The sequence below is a fragment of the Bacteroides sp. M10 genome (genome assembly GCF_014334015.1).
Taxonomy (GTDB): Bacteria; Bacteroidota; Bacteroidia; order Bacteroidales; family Bacteroidaceae; genus Bacteroides; species Bacteroides intestinigallinarum.
In genome coordinates this window covers 5,195,631-5,217,508 of sequence record NZ_CP060488.1, presented here as the reverse complement: position 1 = coordinate 5,217,508, position 21,878 = coordinate 5,195,631, and the positions used below count along the sequence as shown (strand labels likewise).

The following is a 21,878-nucleotide window of genomic DNA, read 5'->3' as shown; positions in this document are numbered from 1 at the left end:
TCTATTCATTCATCGGTAAATTGACAACCACCCTTGTACCATCCGTATATTCCGGATCAATTTTAATCTCTCCGTCAAGTCGTTTCACGATGAGACGGCAGAGATACAATCCCAACCCATTGCCCGGAACGAAAGTATCAAGTTTCGAAAAACGGTTGAATACCTCTTCCTGTTTTTCTTTCGGGATACCGCAACCGCTATCGGTGACACTGATACATATTTGGTTCTTCGAAAGATTGACCTTATACCCTAACGCAATAAACCCTTCTTCTGTAAACTTATTGGCATTATTCAGTAAATGTTCGATCACCATAGTGAGATATTGGGCATTTGTCGGAATAAACAGTGTATCTTCTGTAATATCCAATTGATATTTTATTCTCGGTTTGGGGGAAATCTTTTCCATTTCCTGAATACAGATATTTCTTATGTCAGTCGGTCCGCAAGGCAGCTTATCTTCAGAAACGTCCAGATTCGCCACTTCCAGCATACTGTTAACAAGCCCTGTAAGCAGCAGAGTGCTTTTTTGAATTTCAGCGGGGAATTCCCGGCGCATCTCTTCGTCAATGTCCTCATTCATGATTAAATCAGAGAACCCGACAATCGAATTAAGCGGCGTGCGTATCTCGTGGCAAATTGAGTTGATAAAAGCCTGCTTCATCTTTTCGCTTTCCTGTGCTTTACGGTTCAGCACTTTTAATTCCGCTTTCATTCTCTTTTCTTTTTTCAAGGAGAAGTAAAGATAGCTGCAAACTCCAATTACAAGGATTAATAAAGTGCTTAGGGAGATAATTAACGTCTTTTTGTTTTTTATTTCCAGTGCAGCTTTTTCGCTGTTAAGCGTGTTTACGTCATATTTTACCTGAAGTTCATTCAACTGTTGACGTGCGTCATTAGTGCTTAACGAATCTTGTATGTAATACGAGTTCTTGTAATACTTCAGCGCATTCGGATAATCTTTTTTCTTTTCATAAAGCTGAGAAACCGTGTTAAACAAACCCGGTAAGTTTTGCGGAGCCAAAATCTTGGCGATTCTGATAAGAGAGTCGCCTGCAGTAATAGCTTTTGACAGGTCTTTTTGGGTATGACTGTTGGTATAATAATTACAGGTACAAAGATAATAATTGTACTTATCAAAATCGTTGGTCAGCTTTTTGCCAATCTGCAGAATTCTTCCCCAATAATAGCTTTCTTCTTCCGGTGTCAGCTGTTCCAGGTTACTTATCAGAAACGAATAATATTGAATCCGATAGGCGTCTATATTATAAAACGGTCGTTGCTTTTGATAGTCTCTTTTGTATTCCTGTTCTACCGTATTAATCAGATCTTTCGTTAGTTGGGTAGCTTCTCGTTTCTTTCCACTTTTAGCGTATGCCATGCTTAATTTCCAAATAATTCTTTTCTGATAAATATTCTTCACTTTGGCAGGAAGCGATTCTGTCAATTTCAAACTTTTCTCCAAATAAGGAGTAGCCTCTTTATATTTCTGGTTGATGTAAAAACTTGTCCCTATTGTGTAGGCTGTTGTAATTTCTTTATAAATATTGTTTGTGTTTTCTTTAGAATCCATTAAGTCTAATTCTTTTTCAATAGCTTCATCTCTTTGATCAGAAAAACATTGTGCTTCGAAAATGCGCATATGATAAAAAGGCAGTATATGCTTCAGCTCTTCCGGGCTGGCAACCTTCTTTGTGTAATTAATATATTTAGAAAGCGAATCTTTATTCAGGGTATTTAATTCTTCTATGATAATATCATTGAGAGCGTTTAGCGCATTTTCTTTATCATTAATCTTTAGAGCTTCATGATACATCTTCAGAAGATACATTTTGGCTTCCGGACTATCCAGGTATATATCCGCGAGATCTCTGTATATCAGAATCTTTTTGGGGGAAGAGTTTGTTGAATTCAGAAGATGTAAAAGACTGTCACTGGGATGTTGCGAAGCACTTATTGTAAAATAAAGTGGGTTTATAATTATAATGAATAGCAGATGTCGCATGGCATATCTTGTTTTGTTTGCTTGCAAAGCTACTGTTTTTTTTATTAAATCCAGCTTGTTAAACGAAAAACTTTTGAGGTAGAAATAAAATCAGAAATATCCGATAAGCCAGTAGTGATTATGAGGTGATAGCTACTGACTTTCGGATATTTTCAATGCTTATAATGAATGGTTATTTTCAGTGTATGGAAGCTTTCCATGCTTTGGCATACTCCTCTAACACACACTTGATACTTTGTCCGATTTTTACATAATCGGCTTCATTCAGATTGGCTAATGACACCCGTACGCTCCATTTCGGTCCCGCAAAACCACCGCCATTCAACAATACGAGTGAAGTCTCGTTTGCCAAACGGAAAACTACGTCCAACGGATTGTATGTCTTTTGCAGATAGGCAACGAAGTCATCCCCATAGAATTTCTTCGCCCATACCAGCATATCAATCTCCGAATAATATCCGGCACGCAGCGGATCTTCTACCAGTGTGAAACCTGTATTATCCCACAATGCATGCAGGCGGCGATGAATAATTTCCTGCATCTTGGCTTTATAACTGTCCTCTTTATCCAAGAGCGAGAAGAGGGCAAACAAACTCATCTGTATCTGTTGGGGCAGGGAAAGCCCTGCAGTATGATTCAGCGCAATTTGTCGGCTGTCAGCCACCATGCGGTCAATAAATTTCATCTTTTCCGGTTGCAGGCTAAGGCTGGAATAACGTTTGTTCAAGATTGATTTCTGCTCCTCCGACAGGCGGGCAATCATTTTGTCGTAGATGTTGTCTTCGTGTAGAGCGATAACAGCGGTTCTCCATCCTGTAGCTCCGAAATATTTGGAGAACGAATAAACGCAAAGCGTATTGTGCGGCAACTCTGCCATCAATGAACGGAAATGAGTAATAAACGTTCCGTACACATCATCCGTGATAATCATCAGATTCGGATTATCATTCTTCACAATGTTGATGATACGTTCGGTGGTCTCCTTGCCAAGTGCATAGCTGGGCGGGTTGCTCGGATTGGTGATAAACAACGCTTTGATCCGCGGATCTTTCAGCTTGTCTATATCTTCATCCTTATACTGCCAGGTATGTAAACCTTCAGGAGTCATCTGGTCGGCAGAAATTTCGGTAACGTCGAACTGATAGCGTCGCAGTTCCGGGATTTCTATATAAGGAGTGAACACAGGAACCATCAAAGCAATGGCATCCCCCTGGTTCAACAGGAAATTCTCTTGCAAAGAATCAAACAGATAACACATGGCTGCCGTACCTCCTTCAGTCGCGAAAAGGTCAAAAGTTCCTTTCGGCGGACGGCGGTCACACATCTCTTGTGCCAGGTAATCCTGTACGATTAACTCCGTAAAATGTAAAATACGGTCGGGCACAGGATACTGGTCGCCAATCACCGATTCCGCCCATTCGTGAATAAGTGTATCCGGATCGGCAGCATGTTCCATCAGCATATAATTATAGCCCTCTTTCAACAGGTTAGCACCGGGAGCTTTCTCGTATTCTTTCAGGAAAGCCTCGAAACGGGCAGCAATTCCCGCCTTTTGCGGAATACCTGCTATTCCTTCTTCCAGTGAAAACGCATGACGACATTCGCAAAGGCCGAATTGTCCCAGCAGAAAAAAGGCTTCGCGTGGTTCGGTAGCAATCCAGTTCGGGTTACCTCTTCCGGCATTCAACATCGTATGTGCTATCTTCTTGATACTTTCATCTGCCATATCGATCAGTTTGTTTTTCAGCTCGAACGGGCTGATCGTTTCCATTTTCTTGGCATAACTTTTGGTAATGGCAGGGTTATTTGTTTTCTTTTCCATAATGATATTTATTTAGTTAGTTTTACATAAGTAGTACGATGACGACTCCCCAGATAATCAGGAGCGTATTGCCGACTGCATACGTCACCGTATATCCTAATGCCGGTGTGTCGCTTTCCACTGCATCCTGAATAGCTCCCAATGCAGCTGTTGTAGTACGTGCTCCTGCCGTACATCCCAATGACAGGGCAGGGTGGAATTTGAACAAGTATCTCGCCATCAGCAATCCGGCGAGGAGAGGGATGGCCGTTGCTAATGCACCGACGATAAACAGGCTGACGCCTACTTCCTTGAATCCGGCAATGAAACTGGGACCTGCAGCGATACCGACCACTGCGATAAACATATTCAGTCCTACATTATTCAATACCCATAAAGAAGGTTCGGGGATACCTCCGAAAGTAGGATGCTTGCTGCGTAGCCAACCGAATAGAAGTCCGGCTATCAATGCGCCGCCACTGGTAGAAAGACTGATAGGAACACCTCCCAGATGAATAGCCAGTGCACCGAAAAGACCACCGAGCAAAATACCCAATCCAACGAAGATCATATCCGTCTGGTTGGTAGGCCGGTCAATATAGCCCATTTGTTTGGCAGCACTTTCCACTTCATGTTTAAGACCGGTAAGTTCGAGAATATCTCCCGAATCTACGATTGTTTTAGGCAATACCGGAACATTGATTCCGGCACGTTTGATATTCCGGATGCTAACCCCGTGCATAAACTTCTGCGCCCTGATTTTGGAAACCGTTTCTCCGGCAAAAGTCCGGTGGGTCACCATTACAGGAAGAGTTTCTGCCGGGAAGTCGAGTAATTGTGCATCAATCACTTCCGGACCGATCCAGTCTTCTTCTCCAATCACAAATTCACGGCGTCCGCTAAGTACCACTTCGTCATTCTTATGAAGAATCAGGTTCGGATCTACTTCCTTCACCACTCTTTTTTGACGAATCCGTTCTACAAACAGCCGTTTATCATTTTTACATAGATAAGCTTCGAGTTCACTGACTTTTTTTCCTTTGCCAAACCATTCATTGGTGATTTTATAAGCACGGAACACAACCGGACGAAGAGCCGGGGAAAATCCGGGTTCATCAGCTTCCGATGTTCCCATTTGAGCCTCCAGTTCCTTGCAGTCGGCCTTCACCTTATCCAGTCCACCCAGCATTTTAGGGCCGAGAGAGGCTAGAATCCACGCCGAACCGGCCGTTCCGAAAATATAAGTTACGGCATACGCTACCGGGATTGCATTGATGAACGTGGCTTTCTGTGCATCGCTGATTCCCAGCTGGTTGATTGTATCGCTTGCCACGCCGATAACGGCGGATATTGTTTGTGAGCCTGCCAACAGTCCGGCAGCTTCTCCTACATGATATCCCATGATTTTGGCCAGTATCCACGGGGCTACCAGACTGACAATACACATCAGTACGGCAAATCCCACTTGTGGCAGACCGTCTTTCTTCAATCCGCGGAAAAACTGCGGACCTACCTTATAGCCAACGGCAAATAAGAAAAGCAGAAAGAACACAGCTTTCATCGGACCATCTACAGTGATATTCAGTTGTCCGACCAATACTCCGACCAGAAGAACGCTGGTGACTGTCCCCAAGGAGAATTTCCCTATTTTGAGTCTGCCAAGCCAGAACCCGGCAAAGAGCGTAAGGAAAATAGCAAGTTCAGGATGTACCCTTAGTTGATTAATAATCCATTCCATAATTAAGTTGTTGTTTTAGGTTATGCTATTTACAACAGTTATCGCGTGAAAAGAGTTTGTTGTGTTATGATAAATATCCGGTGAACTTTAAATTTCTCTATTTCGCTTTTTTGTTATACTTTTGTTCCTTCAAAAATAAAACTAATCATATTCTGTATGAAATCAGACATAGAAATTGCTCGCAGCATTGAGCTGAAGAAGATTAAGCAAGTTGCCGAAGGCATCGGAATCCCTCGCGAGGAAGTGGAGAATTATGGCCGCTACATTGCAAAGATCCCCGAACAACTGATTGATGAAGAGAAAGTGAAGAAAAGCAATCTCATTCTGGTCACTGCTATCACAGCAACCAAAGCGGGCATTGGCAAAACTACAGTATCTATCGGTCTCGCTCTGGGATTGAATAAAATTGGAAAAAATGCGATTGTCGCTCTTCGCGAGCCGTCGCTCGGTCCATGTTTCGGAATGAAGGGAGGAGCAGCCGGTGGAGGATATGCACAAGTGCTTCCGATGGACAAAATTAATCTCCATTTTACCGGAGATTTTCATGCCATCACTTCTGCCCATAACATGATTTCCGCCCTGCTCGATAATTATCTCTATCAGAACCAGGCAAAAGGTTTCGGATTGAAAGAAATCCTTTGGCGGAGAGTGCTCGATGTGAACGATCGTTCGTTGCGCAGCATCGTTGTCGGTCTCGGACCTAAATCCAACGGGATTACCCAGGAGTCCGGTTTCGATATTACTCCTGCTTCGGAAATTATGGCAATTCTTTGCCTTTCTAAAGATGTGAGTGATCTGCGTCGCCGTATTGAAAACATCCTGTTGGGTTTTACGTATGACGACCAACCTTTCACCGTGAAAGATTTGGGAGTGGCAGGAGCCATCACCGTGTTATTGAAAGATGCTATCCATCCTAATTTAGTGCAGACTACCGAAGGAACCGCTGCTTTTGTACATGGCGGTCCGTTTGCTAATATCGCACATGGTTGTAACTCTATTCTGGCCACTAAACTGGCAATGTCTTTCGGCGATTATGTAATTACGGAAGCCGGATTCGGTGCCGATCTTGGTGCAGAGAAGTTCTACAATATCAAATGCCGCAAGAGCGGACTCCAACCGCGTCTCACTGTGATTGTCGCTACGGCACAAGGATTAAAGATGCACGGAGGTGTCAGTCTCGACCGTATCAAAGAGCCGAATATGGAAGGCTTGAAAGAAGGATTGCGTAATCTCGACAAACACGTTCGTAACCTTCGCTCATTCGGTCAGACCATCATCGTAGCTTTCAATAAGTTTGCATCCGATACGGATGAAGAAATGGAATTGTTGCGCGAACATTGCGAACAGTTGGGAGTGGGCTTCGCCATCAACAATGCGTTCAGTGAAGGAGGAGAGGGAGCAGTAGATATGGCCCGTCTGGTGGTAGATACCATAGAGAATAATCCGTCCGAATCTTTACGCTACACTTATAAAGAAGAAGATAGCATACAGCAGAAGATCGAAAAGGTAGCCACTAATATTTATGGAGCCAGCGTTATTACTTATAGCAGTATTGCCCGCAACCGTATCAAACTGATCGAGAAAATGGGAATTACTCATTATCCGGTTTGTATTGCGAAAACACAATATTCATTTTCTGCCGATCCGAAGATTTATGGTGCGGTAAACAACTTCGAGTTTCATATTAAAGATATTGTTATCAATAACGGAGCTGAAATGATTGTAGCCATTGCCGGAGAAATTCTTCGTATGCCGGGATTACCCAAGGAGCCGCAAGCATTGCACATCGATATTGTGGATGGAGAAATAGAAGGATTGAGCTAAAATAAATCCCCGTCTTTCCCTATGAAATAAAATGTGGAAAGACGGGGATGACTGTATATAGAGTCCAGTGTGCTTCCGTTTTCTCTTCTTGCACACTGTACGGTTGAATTCGTCCTTGCTATGAGTGATATATGACATCATATATTTCTTTTATAGTAAGAAAAACGAAAATCCGGACAGATGGTTCGGGCGGGACCGTTAATAAATAAAAAAAGCCTGCTCCTTTCACAAAGAGCAGACCTTATAAATAAGAGATAAAGCTGATAACAGCTTGAAGCTATTAGCTTTAAAATCGTTTTTTAATAAGCAAAAAGAGGATATTTCTTCATTGTCTCATTGACACGTGCACGTACTTGTGCAATAACTTCCTCATTTTCTACGTTAGACAATACAGTCTCGATCATTTCAGCAATTTCGAGCATCAAGTCTTCTTTTGCACCACGGGTAGTGATGGCAGGAGTACCTAAACGGATACCGGAAGTCTGGAAAGCCGAACGGCTGTCAAACGGAACCATGTTCTTGTTAACGGTAATATCAGCAGAAACCAATGCTTTTTCTGCCACTTTACCTGTCAGTTCAGGATATTTGCTACGCAGGTCGACCAACATAGAGTGGTTGTCTGTACCACCGGAAACGATAGTAAAGCCACGGTCAATCAAAGCCTGTGCAAGTACAGCAGCGTTCTTTTGTACTTGTTTAGCATATTCCTTAAATTCAGGTTGCAGGATTTCACCGAAAGCAACTGCTTTAGCAGCAATTACATGTTCCAACGGTCCACCTTGAACCCCTGGGAATACGGCAGAATCCAGTAATTGAGACATCATCTTGATCTCACCTTTCGGAGTGGTCTTACCCCACGGATTGGGGAAATCCTTACCCATCATGATGACACCACCACGAGGTCCGCGAAGTGTTTTATGTGTAGTAGAAGTGACGATATGTGCATATTTAACCGGGTTTTCGAGCACTCCGGCAGCGATCAGACCGGCAGGGTGAGCCATGTCGATCATCAGGATAGCGCCTACTTTGTCAGCGATTTCACGCATACGTTTGTAATCCCATTCACGAGAGTATGCAGAACCACCACCGATAATCATTTTCGGTTTCTCGCGCAGAGCGACTTCTTCCATCTGATCGTAGTCAACGCGTCCAGTTTCCTGATTCAGGTTATATTCGCAAGGAGTATAGATGATACCGGAAGTGTTTACCAGTGAGCCATGAGAAAGGTGTCCGCCGTGTGCAAGATTTAGTCCCATGAATTTGTCGCCCGGATTCAGAACTGCTAGGAAAACAGCAGCATTAGCTTGTGCTCCCGAGTGTGGCTGTACGTTTGCCCATTCAGCGCCAAAAATTTCTTTCAGGCGATCGATAGCGATTTGTTCGCTTTGGTCTACTACTTCGCAACCTCCGTAGTAACGTTTGCCGGGATAACCTTCTGCGTACTTGTTAGTCAGGCAAGAACCCATTGCCTGCATAACCTGGTCACTCACAAAATTTTCTGATGCAATAAGCTCGATTCCTTTCAACTGACGTTGATGCTCTTTTTCGATAATGTCGAAAATGATGTCGTCTCTTTTCATTCTTTTATAAGTAAGATTAAATTTCTAATTCGAGATACCTATTTTAAGCGCACAAAGTTAATGAAATCAAAGGATAATTGACAATTGCCCCCTGACAATTGACAATCTTTAAACATTCAACCCTTTGAACCGCCACTCTTTATTTTTCAATTCTCAATTTTCAACTCTCAATTTATCAAAGGATGAATCCCAGCGAAAAACTTAACGCGCTGTCACGGCGACGGAAAATAATGTTGCTCACTCCCGTGCTGCCGTCGGAATTGATATTGTCGTAAATGATGGACTTGGAGATATTTCCGATGCCTTGCTCGTAGCGGAAATCGAAAAAGATACGGGAGATGTTGACGCCTACGCCGATCACTGCACTGACATTGAACGGATACAGCCTTTCATGAATCCCTTTCTGGTCAAAATTCTTAAAAGTGATTTCATTGTGTTTTCCCCATAAGTAGCGAAGTTTGGGGCCTACGAAGATAGACATTCCGTAAGGCCCTTTTTTCACCACATTATAGCCGTATAGAATGGGGAAATCCACACTGTGCAACACCGATTGCACCGAAGCATAATCAGGTTCGATGGCAGGATGCTGTGAACCGAGCTTATCAAAAGTGATCTCACATTTGCTTACATTATAGGATACTTCCGGCTGAATGAAATGCTTCTTCATGTTGATACGCATAAAGAGAGCGCCAAAATAACCTATCTTGTAGTTATTCTGCACCTCATCGATAGTCACATCCTTAATTTTCAGTTCAGACACCATGAACATGGAAGAGTTGAATCCCGCCTTGATACCGATATTTATTTTTTTTGTATTGGGGCGGTCTACTTTTTCTGCGTTATAGTTCTGGCCGACAGCCGTGCAGGCTATGGCTAACAAACCGGGAAGGATGAATTTACGCAGCATATTCATGGCAATATCGCACTTTTTATGATTTCTTCTTTTCTACACTCCAACCGAACTTACCGATTTTCTCTCCCAGATTATAATATCCTCCATGCACATATACCAGCGGATTGGCTTCTGCCAGTTCCAGCTTTCCGGTTTCAGGATTCAGGTTCCGGTCGTCCGCACGCACATTTACCACGTCGGCGATAAACATATCGTGTGAGCCGAGGGAGATGATTTCTTTCACACGGCATTCAATGCAAAGGGGAGATTCTTCAATCAACGGAGCACTGACCACCGTACACTGTCCGGGTGTCAGCTTCATCTCATCAAATTTATGATAATCACGTCCCGAACGAACTCCGCACCAGTCGGTGGCAAAAGCCATATCTTTCGTTGTCAGGTTGATGACAAACTCCATGTTTTTTTTGATAATGTCATAAGAATGGCGTTCCGGACGTACGGATATATAACACATGGGCGGGTTTGTACAAATCGTACCCGTCCATGCTACTGTGATAATATTATATTCGCTTTCTTCTTTTCCGCAGCTGACCAGTACAGCCGGCAGCGGATAGATCATCGTTCCTGGTTTCCAGTCCTGTTTCATAGGCCTATACGTTTATTCAGAGGATTGTAATCTCTTCACGTTTCTGCTCTTTCTCGCAATAATGGCATTTTACGATACAGTTATCCTTATCTATCACATGAAAGATAGTGGCCATCGGTTCGTTGTTGGTGATACATTTCGGATTGGCACATTTCACGATGCCACGAAGTTCATCCGGCATTTTCACCTCTTTCTTTTCCACTACTTCGTAATCGCGGATGATATTCAGCTTAACGTGCGGGGCAACTACTGAAATACGGTTAATCTCTTCGTCGCAGAAGAATTTATCTGCAATCTTGATGATCCCTTTTTTACCCAGCTTCTTGCTGTCGAGGTTGAATCCGATAGTGATATTGCTAGTCATCTGTTCCACACCGAGCAATTGCACTACGGTAAAGAGCTTTTCGGATGGGATATGGTCAATCACTGTCCCGTTTTTCAGGGCAGCTACTTGCAATTCTTGTTTATTTTCGCTCATAATAAAATATCGTTTTTAACGTCATCTAATGTGATACCTAATACATCGCAAAGGATTGCTTCGCGGGCATACAGACCGTTTTGTGCCTGTTGGAAATAATATGCTTTCGGGTTGTCATCCACATCATAAGCAATTTCGTTGACACGGGGAAGCGGGTGCAGGATACGCAGGTTCGGACGTGTGTTCTCCAGCATTTTGTTACGGAGAATATATACATTCTTCACCCGTTCATATTCCATCAGGTCGGTGAAACGTTCGCGTTGCACACGGGTCATGTACAGAATATCGGCGTCAGCGATAATCTCTTCGGTAAAGTCCGTATGTTCAACGTATTTTATTTGGTGAGTTTTACAGTAAAGTTTGTATTCTTCCGGCATTTTCAGCTCTTCGGGAGCGATGAAATGGAAAGTCGGATTAAAGTGTCGCATCGCCATCAGCAATGAATGTACAGTGCGACCGTATTTCAAGTCACCCACCAGGAAAATGTTCAGATTTTCCAGCGTTCCTTGTGTCTTGTAGATAGAGTAGAGGTCGAGCATCGTTTGCGACGGGTGCTGGTTGGCTCCGTCACCTGCGTTGACAATGGGCACCGGAGCTACTTCGCTGGCATACCGTGCAGCTCCTTCGAGATGATGCCGCATGACGATAATATCTGCATAGTTGCTCACCATCATGATCGTGTCTTTAAGTGTTTCCCCTTTCGAAGAGCTGGTAGCTTTGGGGTCAGAGAATCCGATTACTCGTGCACCGAGACGGTTGGCAGCTGTTTCAAAACTCAAGCGGGTACGAGTGGAAGGTTCAAAGAACAGGGTTGCTACAACCTTTCCTTGTAATAACCGGCGATTGGGGTTCATTTCAAACTGCTTCGCCATTTCGAGCATGTAGAGGATTTTTTCTTTAGAATGTTCGGCAATGGTTACTAAACTTCTGTTTTCCATTTTGTTATCTTTTATGTGGATAGAACTTGTTTTACCGGAGCGTAAAGGTACGAAGAATTTGTGAAAAGCACAGATTTTTCGTACCTTTTTTATCAGCTTTTAATCAGTCGGTTTATTTCCGTCCGCTGGCTAACGCTGCAATGATATATTTCCCCGGTGCTCCGATTTTGCTCCAGGCCGTATTGGAGAGCAGTTTCCACACCTGGGTCCCTTTCCTGCCATAGTCCGATAGCCGGAGAATCGTCTGTTTCTCTTTCTGGTCAGTCACTTTATGGTTGTCCAGGCTCTCCATCAATCCTGCTATGTTGTGTGTAGCCAGATTGTAGGCATACCCCGGAATTTCAATCGAAACAACGTTGGTTTCTTCTTCTTCTTCATGATTTAGTTTAGTTTCCTTTAGTTTAGTTTGTCGGGAAATGTCTGCATTTTCTTGACTCACCTCCTCTTGAGTTTCAAAAATGTCTGCATTTTCCGCGTTCAACTCTTCTTTTTGCATCCCTTTTTTCTTCTTGGTCTCTAATAAATAAGGTAGTTGGGAGAAATCTATTTTCCTTCGTGTAGTGGCTTCGAACCACACCCTTTGAATCTGTTCCGAAGTGAGTATGCCGTATTTTTCGTAGGTTTCCTTATGGAAAAATCCTTTCTCCAATAACAGATCGACAATCTTTTCCATCATATCCTCTTTAATCCCGCCGCCTACTTTGCGGACAAAAATCAGGTTTTGTTCCTTTCCCCAAGAGATATAATATCCCTCTTTATATATTTTACAAAGCAATCGCATGACAATGTAAGAAGCTAACACTCCAAATTTAGCTTCTAATAGTTCCATCACTTCTTCGTCAAAGAAGTTTGCCGGTGTCGGGAAATAAGGTATCCCTTTGTTAATCATATTCATTGTTAAATATATTTTAATCTGATTTATACAATAGCTCTCCACTCCATCAGGTTCCCGATCATAAATCTTCTCCATCCTTTTTGTTCTTCACTCCAATACACGATAGACTCTTGTTTTGCTGTGATATTGAATTCTCTATGAAAGAATTTTTCATATCCCACCAGCGTTCCTCTTTCCAAGCAGAACGTACCATCCTGCTTGTGAAAAGCTATCATTACATTCCCATACAACATGTGTTCTATTAGTTTAATGCACTCTTGTACAATTCTCTCCGCACATTTATCCGAAATTCCCTTTTCAGCAGTAATACGTTTTTCCATACTAATTTGCAAATTTCTAACTTGCTCTTCCTGATTTTTTGTCTCATTTTTTTCTGTTTTTAATTTTGAAAAATAAATTTCTGTTTAAGTGTAAATCTCCCCTTTATGGATAGTGACGGTATGTTGTTGTCATAGCGTTACTATCCTCTCATTATAGTGACACTATAACAATAGTATACCGTCACTATTTTTTCAAGAGAAATACTTTTTGTTTTTCGACCGGTTGAAAACGGCGGCGAAGGTAAGCCTTATATTTCAACTGTCCCATTATTTTTTTCTTAGTACTTGCTTTTGACCTTTTCAGCCTGTTTCCTTTTTTCCTCTTTCTCTTTCATGTATTCTTCTTCGACAGGCTTTTTCAATGCCGCCAATTCAGCATGTATACTGCTAAATTCCATCAACTTATAGCCATCGTGTTTGTGAATGTATAATACTTTTTGGTCATAGATATATTGGGCCATATTTATCAACTTTTTTTTCTTGGGATGGCGGAAATGTCCATCGATAAAGATTTTTAAATACATGGTGAGATAAAGGCGGATATCTCCATCGATTGCTATTCTGTTATCCAGCTCTTCTTCACTGATGATTTCTTCCTTTGAATGTCTTCCGGGGGCTTTTCCCACTGTTTGAACATTTCTTTTTGCTTTGTCGCTTTTACTACCTTTTTTAGTTTTTTTACTGCTCATAATTAATTAATTTTTGCAATATTAATGAATGTTAATTAGAAAATAATATCTGGAAAGCGGAATTAAACGTGCAAAAAGATTTGTTCTTTTGTCGCTTGCCAAATAGTATATATATAAAATAACTAGTGATGCAAATGATGAATAAAAATGGATTTAGTCGATGTGGTGAGAACTACATCAATCGTTTACGAAAGGAGGGGCGCTATTCTACTGCGCACGTCTATAAGAATGCCCTTTATTCTTTCAGTAAGTTTTGCGGTACGTTGAATATGTCGTTCAGACAGGTCACCAAAGAACGTTTACGACGTTATGGTCAGTATCTTTATGAGTGTGGTTTGAAGCCCAATACGATTTCTACGTATATGCGTATGCTTCGTAGTATTTACAATCGGGGAGTGGAAGCGGGTAGTGCCCCTTATGTTCCCCGATTATTTCATGATGTTTATACAGGCGTGGATGTCCGACAAAAGAAAGCTTTGCCTGCCGGTGAATTGCATAAACTTCTGTATGAAGATCCCAAATCGGAGCGTTTACGTCGTACACAAACTATTGCCGCCCTGATGTTCCAGTTTGGTGGAATGTCATTTGCTGATTTAGCTCATCTGGAAAAATCTGCTTTAGATCAGAGTGTATTACGTTATAATCGAATCAAGACGAAAACTCCCATGAGCGTGGAAGTGCTTGATACTGCCAGGGGAATGATTAATCAACTCCGGAATAATCAGGAACCCATTCCTGATTGTCCTGACTATCTGTTCGATATACTTTGCGGTAACAAGAAACGGAAGGATGAAAGGGCATACCGTGAATATCAGTCGGCTCTTCGGAGATTCAATAATCGTTTGAAGGATTTGGCGAGAGCTCTACGTTTGAATTCTCCCGTTTCTTCTTACACACTTCGCCATTCCTGGGCAACGACAGCCAAGTATCGTGGAGTGCCAATTGAAATGATTAGTGAATCATTGGGACATAAATCTATAAAAACCACACAAATCTATTTAAAAGGTTTTGAGCTAAGAGAACGTACAGAGGTAAATAAAGGGAATTTATCTTACATTAGAAACTATCGTTTAGGTAGATAATTGACGATAAAGTATTAGAAATCAAGGGCGAAATGTTTCTGTTACTTCTTAGGTAACGGAAATTATTCGGTGCAAATATAGACAAATTTGTTAATAACATACAAGCAAAATTCCTTTTTTTTCTCTTTTTATTTAAATATACAGTAAAAATGTATCGGGACATGAAACATTCCTATTTCATGTTCTATGAATTCGACTGCCTATACTTTTCAAATATCTCTGTATATCAGGCAAAATGTATCTAAACTCCCTTGTTCGTACGTATTTCTTCTTCTTTTTGTGGTAGGTGTCCAGTACTCTATAATTTCCGTTACCTAAGAAGTAACGGAAACTTAAGGGGTAAAAAAGTATGATTCTAACGAAAGAAACTTTAAGTGCTGGGCCTAAAATTGGGACAGGGGAAGGCGTAGCACACTCTAAACGCTGGTATGTCGCTCTGGTTCGTATGCATCATGAGAAGAAGGTAGCCGAACGTTTAGACAAAATGGGGATTGAAAATTTTGTACCGGTCCAGCAAGAAGTCCATCAATGGAGTGACCGCCGTAAAGTGGTTGAATCCGTGTTGCTTCCCATGATGGTTTTTGTACATGCTGATCCTAAGGAACGCAAAGAGGTTCTTTCCTTTTCTACCGTTAGTCGTTATATGGTAATGCGCGGTGAGAGCAGTCCGACTATCATTCCTGATGAACAAATGGCCCGTTTCCGTTTTATGCTCGACTATTCCGAAGAGGCAATCTGTATGAATAGTGCTCCTTTGGCACGTGGTGAAAAAGTGCGTGTCATTAAAGGTCCCTTGACTGGTCTTGTAGGAGAGCTTGTTATGGTGGATGGCAGGAGTAAGATTGCTGTCCGGTTAAATATGCTGGGGTGTGCTTGTGCGGATATGCCGAGAGGGTATGTGGAACTGTTTAAATAAACACAGAATAAAAGCTACTTTGTGTCCATCTCAAAACAGCTTACTTATTTTCTAAAATTGAAATAAGTTTTTATGAAAGGAATCGTTTTAGCCGGTGGTTCAGGCACTCGTCTGTATCCTATCACCAAAGGAGTGAGTAAGCAGTTGCTTCCTGTCTTTGACAAGCCCATGATTTATTATCCGATTTCAGTCCTTATGTTGGCTGGAATCCGTGAGATCCTGATTATTTCCACTCCTTATGATCTTCCGGGCTTCAAACGTCTTTTAGGCGATGGCTCCGACTATGGAGTACGGTTTGAGTATGCCGAACAACCCTCTCCGGACGGTCTGGCACAAGCCTTTATTATCGGTGAAGACTTCATCGGGAATGATTCCGTCTGCCTGGTATTAGGTGATAATATCTTCTATGGCCAAAGCTTTACCCGCATGTTGCAGGAGGCTGTCCGTACAGTCGAGGAGGAGCAGAAAGCAACCGTATTCGGTTATTGGGTTGCCGATCCCGAACGTTATGGAGTTGCTGACTTTGACAAGGATGGAAATGTTTTGAGCATCGAAGAGAAACCTACAAATCCAAAATCTAACTACGCTGTAGTGGGACTCTATTTCTACCCCAATAAAGTGGTGGATGTAGCCAAACATATACAACCCTCTCCCCGTGGAGAGTTAGAAATCACTACCGTTAATCAGGAATTTCTCAATGACCACCAATTAAAGGTCCAACTATTAGGCCGTGGCTTTGCCTGGCTTGATACCGGCACGCACGATTCTCTTTCCGAAGCCAGTACTTTTATTGAAGTGATTGAAAAGCGTCAGGGATTGAAAGTCGCGTGTCTTGAAGGTATTGCCCTGCGTCATGGCTGGATAACAGCGGATAAAATGCGTGAACTGGCCAAGCCCATGCTAAAGAACCAATATGGCCAGTACCTTTTAAAAGTAATAAATGAACTGGGACTGGAATAATGCCATATTTCTTTCCGGTAATTTAAATAACTAACAAACACTAATCACAGTGGAAATAATCAAAACTGCTATCGAGGGCGTTGTCATCATTGAACCCCGCCTTTTTAAAGATGACCGTGGTTACTTTTTCGAATCTTTCTCTCAACGTGAATTTGCAGAAAAGGTCCGTAAGGTAGATTTTGTCCAGGATAATGAAAGTAAATCCAGCTATGGTGTTTTACGTGGCCTTCATTTTCAGAAGCCACCTTATGCCCAGAGTAAACTGGTACGTGTCATTAAAGGCTCTGTCCTTGATGTGGCTGTCGATATTCGTAAAGGCTCACCAACATTTGGAGAGCATGTATCAGTGGAATTGACTGAAGAAAACCATCGTCAGTTCTTTATTCCGCGTGGATTCGCCCATGGCTTTGTTGTCCTGACGGAAGAGGTTATTTTTCAATATAAATGTGACAACTTCTATGCTCCCCAATGTGAAGGTGCCCTGGCTTGGGATGATCCCGCATTGAAAATCGACTGGAAGGTTCCTGCTGATAAAATAATCCTTTCCGGGAAAGACCAACATCACGAACGTCTGGAAGAAGCCGGCTGGTTATTTGATTATAACGAAAATCTGTATTAAGCTCAATGAATATTCTAGTGACAGGAGCTAACGGTCAGCTTGGTAATGAGATGCGCCGTGTGTCGTCAACCAGCTCCAACCAATATATTTTTACCGATGTGGCAGAGTTGGATATAACCAGTCGTGATTCTATCCGTAAAATGGTCAATGACAACCAAATTCATGTCATCGTTAATTGTGCTGCCTATACCAATGTAGACAAGGCGGAAGACGATTTCGCGACTGCTGATTTATTGAATAATAAGGCAGTGGAGAATCTGGCTGTTGTAGCAAAAGAAGCTGATGCTACCTTAATACATGTCTCTACTGATTATGTTTTTCAGGGAGACAGAAATGTCCCTTGTCGGGAAGATTGGGAAACTAATCCTTTGGGTGTGTATGGTAAAACGAAGCTGGCCGGTGAGCATAGCATACAAGAGACCGGCTGTCATTATCTTATCTTTCGTACCGCCTGGCTTTATTCCCCTTATGGGAAGAACTTCGTAAAAACGATGCGACAACTCACAGCTGATAAAGATACCCTGAAAGTAGTCTTTGATCAGGTTGGTACTCCCACTTATGCCGGAGATTTAGCATCTGTTATCTATCAAGTGATTGAGGAGAATCAACTCTATAAAGAAGGCATCTACCATTTTAGTAATGAAGGTGTGTGTTCATGGTATGACTTTGCGAAGGAAATCTGTGACTTGAGTGGCAATGTGTGTGATATTCAACCTTGCCACAGCGATGAATTTCCCAGTAAGGTAAAGCGTCCTCATTTTTCTGTACTGGATAAAACAAAGGTGAAATCTGCTTTTGGAATCACTGTTCCCTACTGGAAGGACTCTCTACAGAAATGTATAAATGAATTGAAACAACAATCAGCTTATTAAAATAGACATGAATTTTGCACGGAATATACTGATTACAGGTGGAGCAGGCTTCATCGGATCACACGTTGTACGTTTGTTCGTCAATAAATATCCTGAATATCATATTATCAATCTGGATAAACTGACTTATGCCGGTAATCTGGTTAACCTGAAAGATGTTGAGAATCAGCCTAATTATACCTTTGTAAAGGCTGATATCTGTGACTTTGATAAAATGCTAGAAATTTTCAAGCAGTATCGTATTGATGGAGTTATTCACCTGGCCGCTGAAAGTCATGTAGACCGTAGTATTAGGGATCCATTTGCTTTTGCTCACACTAATGTCATCGGTACCCTTTCTTTATTACAGGCTGCCCGGTTGAGTTGGGAATATCTTCCTGAATGTTACGAAGGTAAGCGTTTTTATCATATTTCTACAGATGAGGTTTATGGCGCTTTGGAATTCGATGGCACCTTCTTTACGGAAGAAACTAAATACCAGCCCCATAGTCCTTATTCAGCTAGCAAGGCAGGTAGCGATCATTTTGTGAGGGCTTTTCATGATACTTATGGTATGCCTACCATTGTGACAAACTGTTCCAATAATTATGGTCCTTATCAGTTTCCGGAGAAACTGATTCCATTGTTTATAAATAATATCCGTCAGGGCAAACCCTTGCCTGTATATGGTAAGGGAGAAAATGTAAGAGATTGGTTGTATGTTGTTGACCATGCTAGGGCGATAGATTTGATTTTCCATAACGGAAACACGGCTGATACCTATAATATTGGTGGTTTTAATGAATGGACGAATATTGATCTTATAAAAGTAATCATAAAGACAGTTGATCGTTTGTTAGGTAATCCGGAGGGTACTTCAGATCATTTGATTACTTATGTAACAGACCGTAAAGGACATGATTTGCGTTATGCAATTGATTCGAATAAATTAAAGAATGAATTAGGTTGGGAACCAAGTTTACAGTTTGAAGAAGGGATAGAGAAAACTGTTAGATGGTATTTGGATAATCAGAACTGGATGGATAATGTGACAAGTGGTGATTATCAAAAAGACAATGATAGAGATGATAAATCTCTTTAATAAGAGCATTTTTATATTGGTAAAATGAATTATTAAAGTTTTCTATAAACATTAATAATTAACGGATAATTTTTTATTTTGACTGAAAATATTACACAAAATAATTCTAAACGTATAGCGAAGAATACATTACTTCTTTATATTCGGACATTCATTACAATGGCCATAAGTTTGTATACTTCACGTGTGATTTTAGAAGTTCTAGGTATAAATGATTTTGGAATTTATAATGTTGTAGGTGGATTTGTTGGAATGTTCGCTTTAATTAGTGCTACATTAACATCGTCTACACAACGCTTCATTACATATGAATTAGGAAAAAAAGATGAAAATCATAGTCAGGAGATTTTCTCGACAGCTGTATTAATACATATAATTATAGCACTCGTAATAATCGTACTTGCAGAGAGCGTAGGTGTATATTTTTTGAATAATCAAATGAATATCCCTATATCAAGATTAACGGCTGCTAACTGGGTGTTTCAGTTTTCATTAATAACATTTGTTGTTAATATTATTAGCATCCCATATAATTCAACTATAATTGCACATGAACGGATGGCTGCTTTTGCTTATATCACTTTAATAGAGTCTATTCTGAAATTACTCATCGTTTATCTATTGATATTATCCACTTTTGATAAGTTGATAATATATGGAGCTTTAATGTTGCTGGTTTCTTTAGCTATTCGTATGATTTATGGGGTGTATTGTTCGAAAAATTTTATTGAATGTAAATTCAAATTGGTAAAAGAACGTTTTTATTATAAACAAATTTTAGGATTCTCTGGCTGGAATATAATTGGGTCCTCATCGGTCGTTTTGACTAACTATGGAATTAATATTCTTTTAAATATATTCTTTGGTGTAGCAGTTAATGCGGCTAGAGGAATTACGACACAAGTTGATAATGCTTTAAATCAGTTTGTAAGCAATTTTGTCATGGCACTTAATCCGCAAATAACAAAATCTTATGCATCTGGAAATAGAGAATATATGATGAAACTTGTAATGACTGGTTCGCGTTATTCTTTTTATCTTTTGTTGATTATGGTAATACCCATTCTTTTCGAAACAGAATATATTCTTGCATGTTGGCTGAAAAATACACCAAAATATACAGTTATTTTTGTACAGTTATCTTTGATATATATGTTATGTCAATCTCTCTCAAATACTTTATTTACTGCAATGTTAGCCACTGGCAACATACGGAATTACCAAATAATTGTGGGAGGATTAGCTTTGATGGCATTTCCGCTTTCATATGGTCTTTTTAAAATGGGATTTGAGCCAGCATATTGCTATTATGCAACTATTTTTATTTCTATTCTTTGCCTTGTTGTTCGTTTAATAATGCTACATAGGATTATAGGGTTGTCTATACGAATATTTTTTAAGGATGTTATAGTAAGGGTTATATTGGTTTCTATATTTTCATTGATATCTCCATATATTATAATTAGTTTCATGACGCAAGGATTAGAACGTTTTATAATACTTTCCTTAGTGTCATTGGTAGCTACATGTATCTTTATATTTTTTAGTGGAATGTCTAAGGATGAACGCACGTTTTTTATAACATATATCAAGAATAAATTTAATAAGAGATATGAAAGAAAATTCTAATATAAATAAAGCATTAGCTTATTATATCGGATATTCAACAGATGACCTGATTCGTTATAAAGCATCTTCGGGCGGTATAGGAACATCTATCATTAAATATCTCCTTTCAACGTCTGAATATGATACCTCTATGACTTTTGTTTATGATAAAGAAAAGTGCGGCTATATTCCAAAATTGATATATGACTTTAATGAAATAAATATCTGTGGTAGTGTTTATCAAGATATCGATATATTCTCTTTTTTAAAGGAGAATATATCGAGTATTAAAAATGGTATTATAGTGACTTGTATGCCTTGTCAAGTTCAAGGAATACGGTCCGTGTTGGATAGGAATAATATTAATAATTTTATTATATCATTCTGTTGTTCAGGACAAACTACTCTTGAGGGAACATGGCTTTGTTATCGGTATATGGGTATTGATAAAAGTCAGGTGATTAATATGCAATATAGGGGAAATGGGTGGCCAAGTGGGATACAAATAGAATTGTTTGATGGTAAAAAAATATATAAAAATAATTATACTAATCCTTGGAGATTAATGCATCAGTCAAAATTATTCCGTCCCAAACGTTGCCTCATGTGCAAAGAAGATATTAGCTATAAGGCGGATGTATCATTAGCAGATCCTTGGTTGGGAAAATATAAAATTAGTGACAAAATAGGTCATACAATGTTTTTAATCAATACAGAGAAGGGATTAGCTTTTATTGAAGAAATGAAAAATAAGTCGTTATTGCGGCTAATAGATTCTTCTGTGGAAGACTATATAGAAGCTCAAGGACATACTATAATGGCCAAAGATAAAGCATCGCTAGAAAAAAAGTTTAATAATATATTATCAAAAATGGGGAATAATATATTATATAAGAAAATCATGACATTATCTCCATTCATGCTTAGATTTCATATGCTTATAATTCGAATTGTTTATAAAATTGTTAAATAAAAA

Annotated in this window: 19 protein-coding genes and 1 pseudogene; 9 read left to right on the top strand and 11 right to left on the bottom strand. The window is 40.4% G+C overall.

Features of this window, described 5'->3' with window-relative positions:
• Nucleotide 1: 1 nt before the first annotated feature.
• The 3 genes from H8796_RS19145 to aspT all read right to left on the bottom strand — a co-directional run bounded on the left by H8796_RS19145 (nt 2) and on the right by aspT (nt 5,541).
• Nucleotides 2–1,828 (bottom strand): sensor histidine kinase KdpD, encoded by a 1,827-nt coding sequence (locus H8796_RS19145; protein ID WP_229107736.1) that lies wholly within the window; start codon nt 1,826–1,828, stop codon nt 2–4.
• A gap of 352 nt (nt 1,829–2,180) precedes the next feature.
• Nucleotides 2,181–3,824 (bottom strand): aspartate 4-decarboxylase, encoded by a 1,644-nt coding sequence (gene aspD, locus H8796_RS19140; protein WP_117935609.1) that lies wholly within the window; start codon nt 3,822–3,824, stop codon nt 2,181–2,183.
• Between the two features lie 22 nt (nt 3,825–3,846).
• Nucleotides 3,847–5,541 carry an aspartate-alanine antiporter gene (gene aspT, locus H8796_RS19135; RefSeq protein WP_004308876.1) on the bottom strand — a complete coding sequence of 565 codons (1,695 nt, stop codon included), beginning with the start codon at nt 5,539–5,541 and terminating at the stop codon, nt 3,847–3,849.
• A gap of 156 nt (nt 5,542–5,697) precedes the next feature.
• On the opposite strand from aspT, the gene H8796_RS19130 reads away from it, so the two are divergent.
• Nucleotides 5,698–7,365 (top strand): formate--tetrahydrofolate ligase, encoded by a 1,668-nt coding sequence (locus tag H8796_RS19130; RefSeq protein WP_004295785.1) that lies wholly within the window; start codon nt 5,698–5,700, stop codon nt 7,363–7,365.
• Between the two features lie 299 nt (nt 7,366–7,664).
• Here the strand turns inward: H8796_RS19130 and glyA are convergent, their stop codons facing one another.
• The 8 genes and pseudogenes from glyA to H8796_RS19090 all read right to left on the bottom strand — a co-directional run bounded on the left by glyA (nt 7,665) and on the right by H8796_RS19090 (nt 13,764).
• Nucleotides 7,665–8,945: a serine hydroxymethyltransferase gene (gene glyA, locus H8796_RS19125; RefSeq protein ID WP_004295787.1), complete on the bottom strand. Its 1,281-nt coding sequence runs from the start codon at nt 8,943–8,945 to the stop codon at nt 7,665–7,667.
• Between the two features lie 175 nt (nt 8,946–9,120).
• Nucleotides 9,121–9,858: a porin family protein gene (locus tag H8796_RS19120; protein WP_117935608.1), complete on the bottom strand. Its 738-nt coding sequence runs from the start codon at nt 9,856–9,858 to the stop codon at nt 9,121–9,123.
• Nucleotides 9,859–9,874: 16 nt separating this feature from the next.
• On the bottom strand, nt 9,875–10,444 hold the full coding sequence (locus tag H8796_RS19115; protein ID WP_117935606.1) for a flavin reductase family protein: 570 nt from the start codon (nt 10,442–10,444) through the stop codon (nt 9,875–9,877).
• Between the two features lie 16 nt (nt 10,445–10,460).
• Nucleotides 10,461–10,922, bottom strand: coding sequence for an aspartate carbamoyltransferase regulatory subunit (pyrI, locus tag H8796_RS19110; protein ID WP_032843517.1), 462 nt, complete (start codon nt 10,920–10,922; stop codon nt 10,461–10,463).
• The gene (pyrB, locus tag H8796_RS19105; protein WP_004318108.1) at nt 10,919–11,860 is read right to left on the bottom strand and encodes an aspartate carbamoyltransferase; all 942 of its coding nucleotides are present in this window, start codon (nt 11,858–11,860) and stop codon (nt 10,919–10,921) included. Before pyrB ends, pyrI begins: the two co-directional genes overlap by 4 nt.
• A gap of 112 nt (nt 11,861–11,972) precedes the next feature.
• On the bottom strand, nt 11,973–12,755 hold the full coding sequence (locus H8796_RS19100; RefSeq protein WP_117935604.1) for a DUF4373 domain-containing protein: 783 nt from the start codon (nt 12,753–12,755) through the stop codon (nt 11,973–11,975).
• A gap of 23 nt (nt 12,756–12,778) precedes the next feature.
• Nucleotides 12,779–13,122 (bottom strand): annotated as a pseudogene (locus H8796_RS19095) (SH3 beta-barrel fold-containing protein).
• Nucleotides 13,123–13,353: 231 nt separating this feature from the next.
• On the bottom strand, nt 13,354–13,764 hold the full coding sequence (locus tag H8796_RS19090; RefSeq protein WP_115484227.1) for a DUF4119 family protein: 411 nt from the start codon (nt 13,762–13,764) through the stop codon (nt 13,354–13,356).
• Nucleotides 13,765–13,892: 128 nt separating this feature from the next.
• Here H8796_RS19090 and H8796_RS19085 point away from each other — a divergent pair, with 128 nt between their 5' ends.
• The 8 genes from H8796_RS19085 to H8796_RS19050 all read left to right on the top strand — a co-directional run bounded on the left by H8796_RS19085 (nt 13,893) and on the right by H8796_RS19050 (nt 21,875).
• Nucleotides 13,893–14,846 carry a tyrosine-type DNA invertase cluster 3b gene (locus H8796_RS19085; protein ID WP_115484226.1) on the top strand — a complete coding sequence of 318 codons (954 nt, stop codon included), beginning with the start codon at nt 13,893–13,895 and terminating at the stop codon, nt 14,844–14,846.
• 349 nt (nt 14,847–15,195) lie between these two features.
• Entirely contained in the window at nt 15,196–15,762 is a 567-nt protein-coding gene (locus tag H8796_RS19080) for a UpxY family transcription antiterminator (RefSeq protein WP_187343860.1), read from the top strand.
• 72 nt (nt 15,763–15,834) lie between these two features.
• On the top strand, nt 15,835–16,722 hold the full coding sequence (rfbA, locus tag H8796_RS19075; RefSeq protein WP_004325813.1) for a glucose-1-phosphate thymidylyltransferase RfbA: 888 nt from the start codon (nt 15,835–15,837) through the stop codon (nt 16,720–16,722).
• A gap of 49 nt (nt 16,723–16,771) precedes the next feature.
• On the top strand, nt 16,772–17,341 hold the full coding sequence (rfbC, locus tag H8796_RS19070) for a dTDP-4-dehydrorhamnose 3,5-epimerase (RefSeq protein WP_087321251.1): 570 nt from the start codon (nt 16,772–16,774) through the stop codon (nt 17,339–17,341).
• Between the two features lie 5 nt (nt 17,342–17,346).
• Nucleotides 17,347–18,213: a dTDP-4-dehydrorhamnose reductase gene (gene rfbD, locus H8796_RS19065; protein ID WP_117971893.1), complete on the top strand. Its 867-nt coding sequence runs from the start codon at nt 17,347–17,349 to the stop codon at nt 18,211–18,213.
• A gap of 7 nt (nt 18,214–18,220) precedes the next feature.
• A complete protein-coding gene (gene rfbB / locus H8796_RS19060) occupies nt 18,221–19,294 on the top strand; it encodes a dTDP-glucose 4,6-dehydratase (protein ID WP_117971894.1) in 1,074 nt (357 codons plus the stop codon).
• A gap of 78 nt (nt 19,295–19,372) precedes the next feature.
• Nucleotides 19,373–20,923, top strand: coding sequence for an oligosaccharide flippase family protein (locus H8796_RS19055; protein ID WP_117971896.1), 1,551 nt, complete (start codon nt 19,373–19,375; stop codon nt 20,921–20,923).
• Complete coding sequence (locus tag H8796_RS19050; RefSeq protein ID WP_187343859.1) at nt 20,907–21,875, top strand: Coenzyme F420 hydrogenase/dehydrogenase, beta subunit C-terminal domain; 969 nt, start codon at nt 20,907–20,909, stop codon at nt 21,873–21,875. The genes H8796_RS19055 and H8796_RS19050 overlap by 17 nt, the downstream gene beginning before the upstream one ends.
• Nucleotides 21,876–21,878: the final 3 nt, after the last annotated feature.

Coding starts and splice junctions, on each gene's coding strand:
- H8796_RS19145 (WP_229107736.1), bottom strand. CDS start 1,828: ATGTATCTTCTGAAGATGTATCATGAAGCTCTAAAGATTAATGATAAA.
- aspD (WP_117935609.1), bottom strand. CDS start 3,824: ATGGAAAAGAAAACAAATAACCCTGCCATTACCAAAAGTTATGCCAAG.
- aspT (WP_004308876.1), bottom strand. CDS start 5,541: ATGGAATGGATTATTAATCAACTAAGGGTACATCCTGAACTTGCTATT.
- H8796_RS19130 (WP_004295785.1), top strand. CDS start 5,698: ATGAAATCAGACATAGAAATTGCTCGCAGCATTGAGCTGAAGAAGATT.
- glyA (WP_004295787.1), bottom strand. CDS start 8,945: ATGAAAAGAGACGACATCATTTTCGACATTATCGAAAAAGAGCATCAA.
- H8796_RS19120 (WP_117935608.1), bottom strand. CDS start 9,858: ATGAATATGCTGCGTAAATTCATCCTTCCCGGTTTGTTAGCCATAGCC.
- H8796_RS19115 (WP_117935606.1), bottom strand. CDS start 10,444: ATGAAACAGGACTGGAAACCAGGAACGATGATCTATCCGCTGCCGGCT.
- pyrI (WP_032843517.1), bottom strand. CDS start 10,922: ATGAGCGAAAATAAACAAGAATTGCAAGTAGCTGCCCTGAAAAACGGG.
- pyrB (WP_004318108.1), bottom strand. CDS start 11,860: ATGGAAAACAGAAGTTTAGTAACCATTGCCGAACATTCTAAAGAAAAA.
- H8796_RS19100 (WP_117935604.1), bottom strand. CDS start 12,755: ATGAATATGATTAACAAAGGGATACCTTATTTCCCGACACCGGCAAAC.
- H8796_RS19090 (WP_115484227.1), bottom strand. CDS start 13,764: ATGAGCAGTAAAAAAACTAAAAAAGGTAGTAAAAGCGACAAAGCAAAA.
- H8796_RS19085 (WP_115484226.1), top strand. CDS start 13,893: ATGCAAATGATGAATAAAAATGGATTTAGTCGATGTGGTGAGAACTAC.
- H8796_RS19080 (WP_187343860.1), top strand. CDS start 15,196: ATGATTCTAACGAAAGAAACTTTAAGTGCTGGGCCTAAAATTGGGACA.
- rfbA (WP_004325813.1), top strand. CDS start 15,835: ATGAAAGGAATCGTTTTAGCCGGTGGTTCAGGCACTCGTCTGTATCCT.
- rfbD (WP_117971893.1), top strand. CDS start 17,347: ATGAATATTCTAGTGACAGGAGCTAACGGTCAGCTTGGTAATGAGATG.
- rfbB (WP_117971894.1), top strand. CDS start 18,221: ATGAATTTTGCACGGAATATACTGATTACAGGTGGAGCAGGCTTCATC.
- H8796_RS19050 (WP_187343859.1), top strand. CDS start 20,907: ATGAAAGAAAATTCTAATATAAATAAAGCATTAGCTTATTATATCGGA.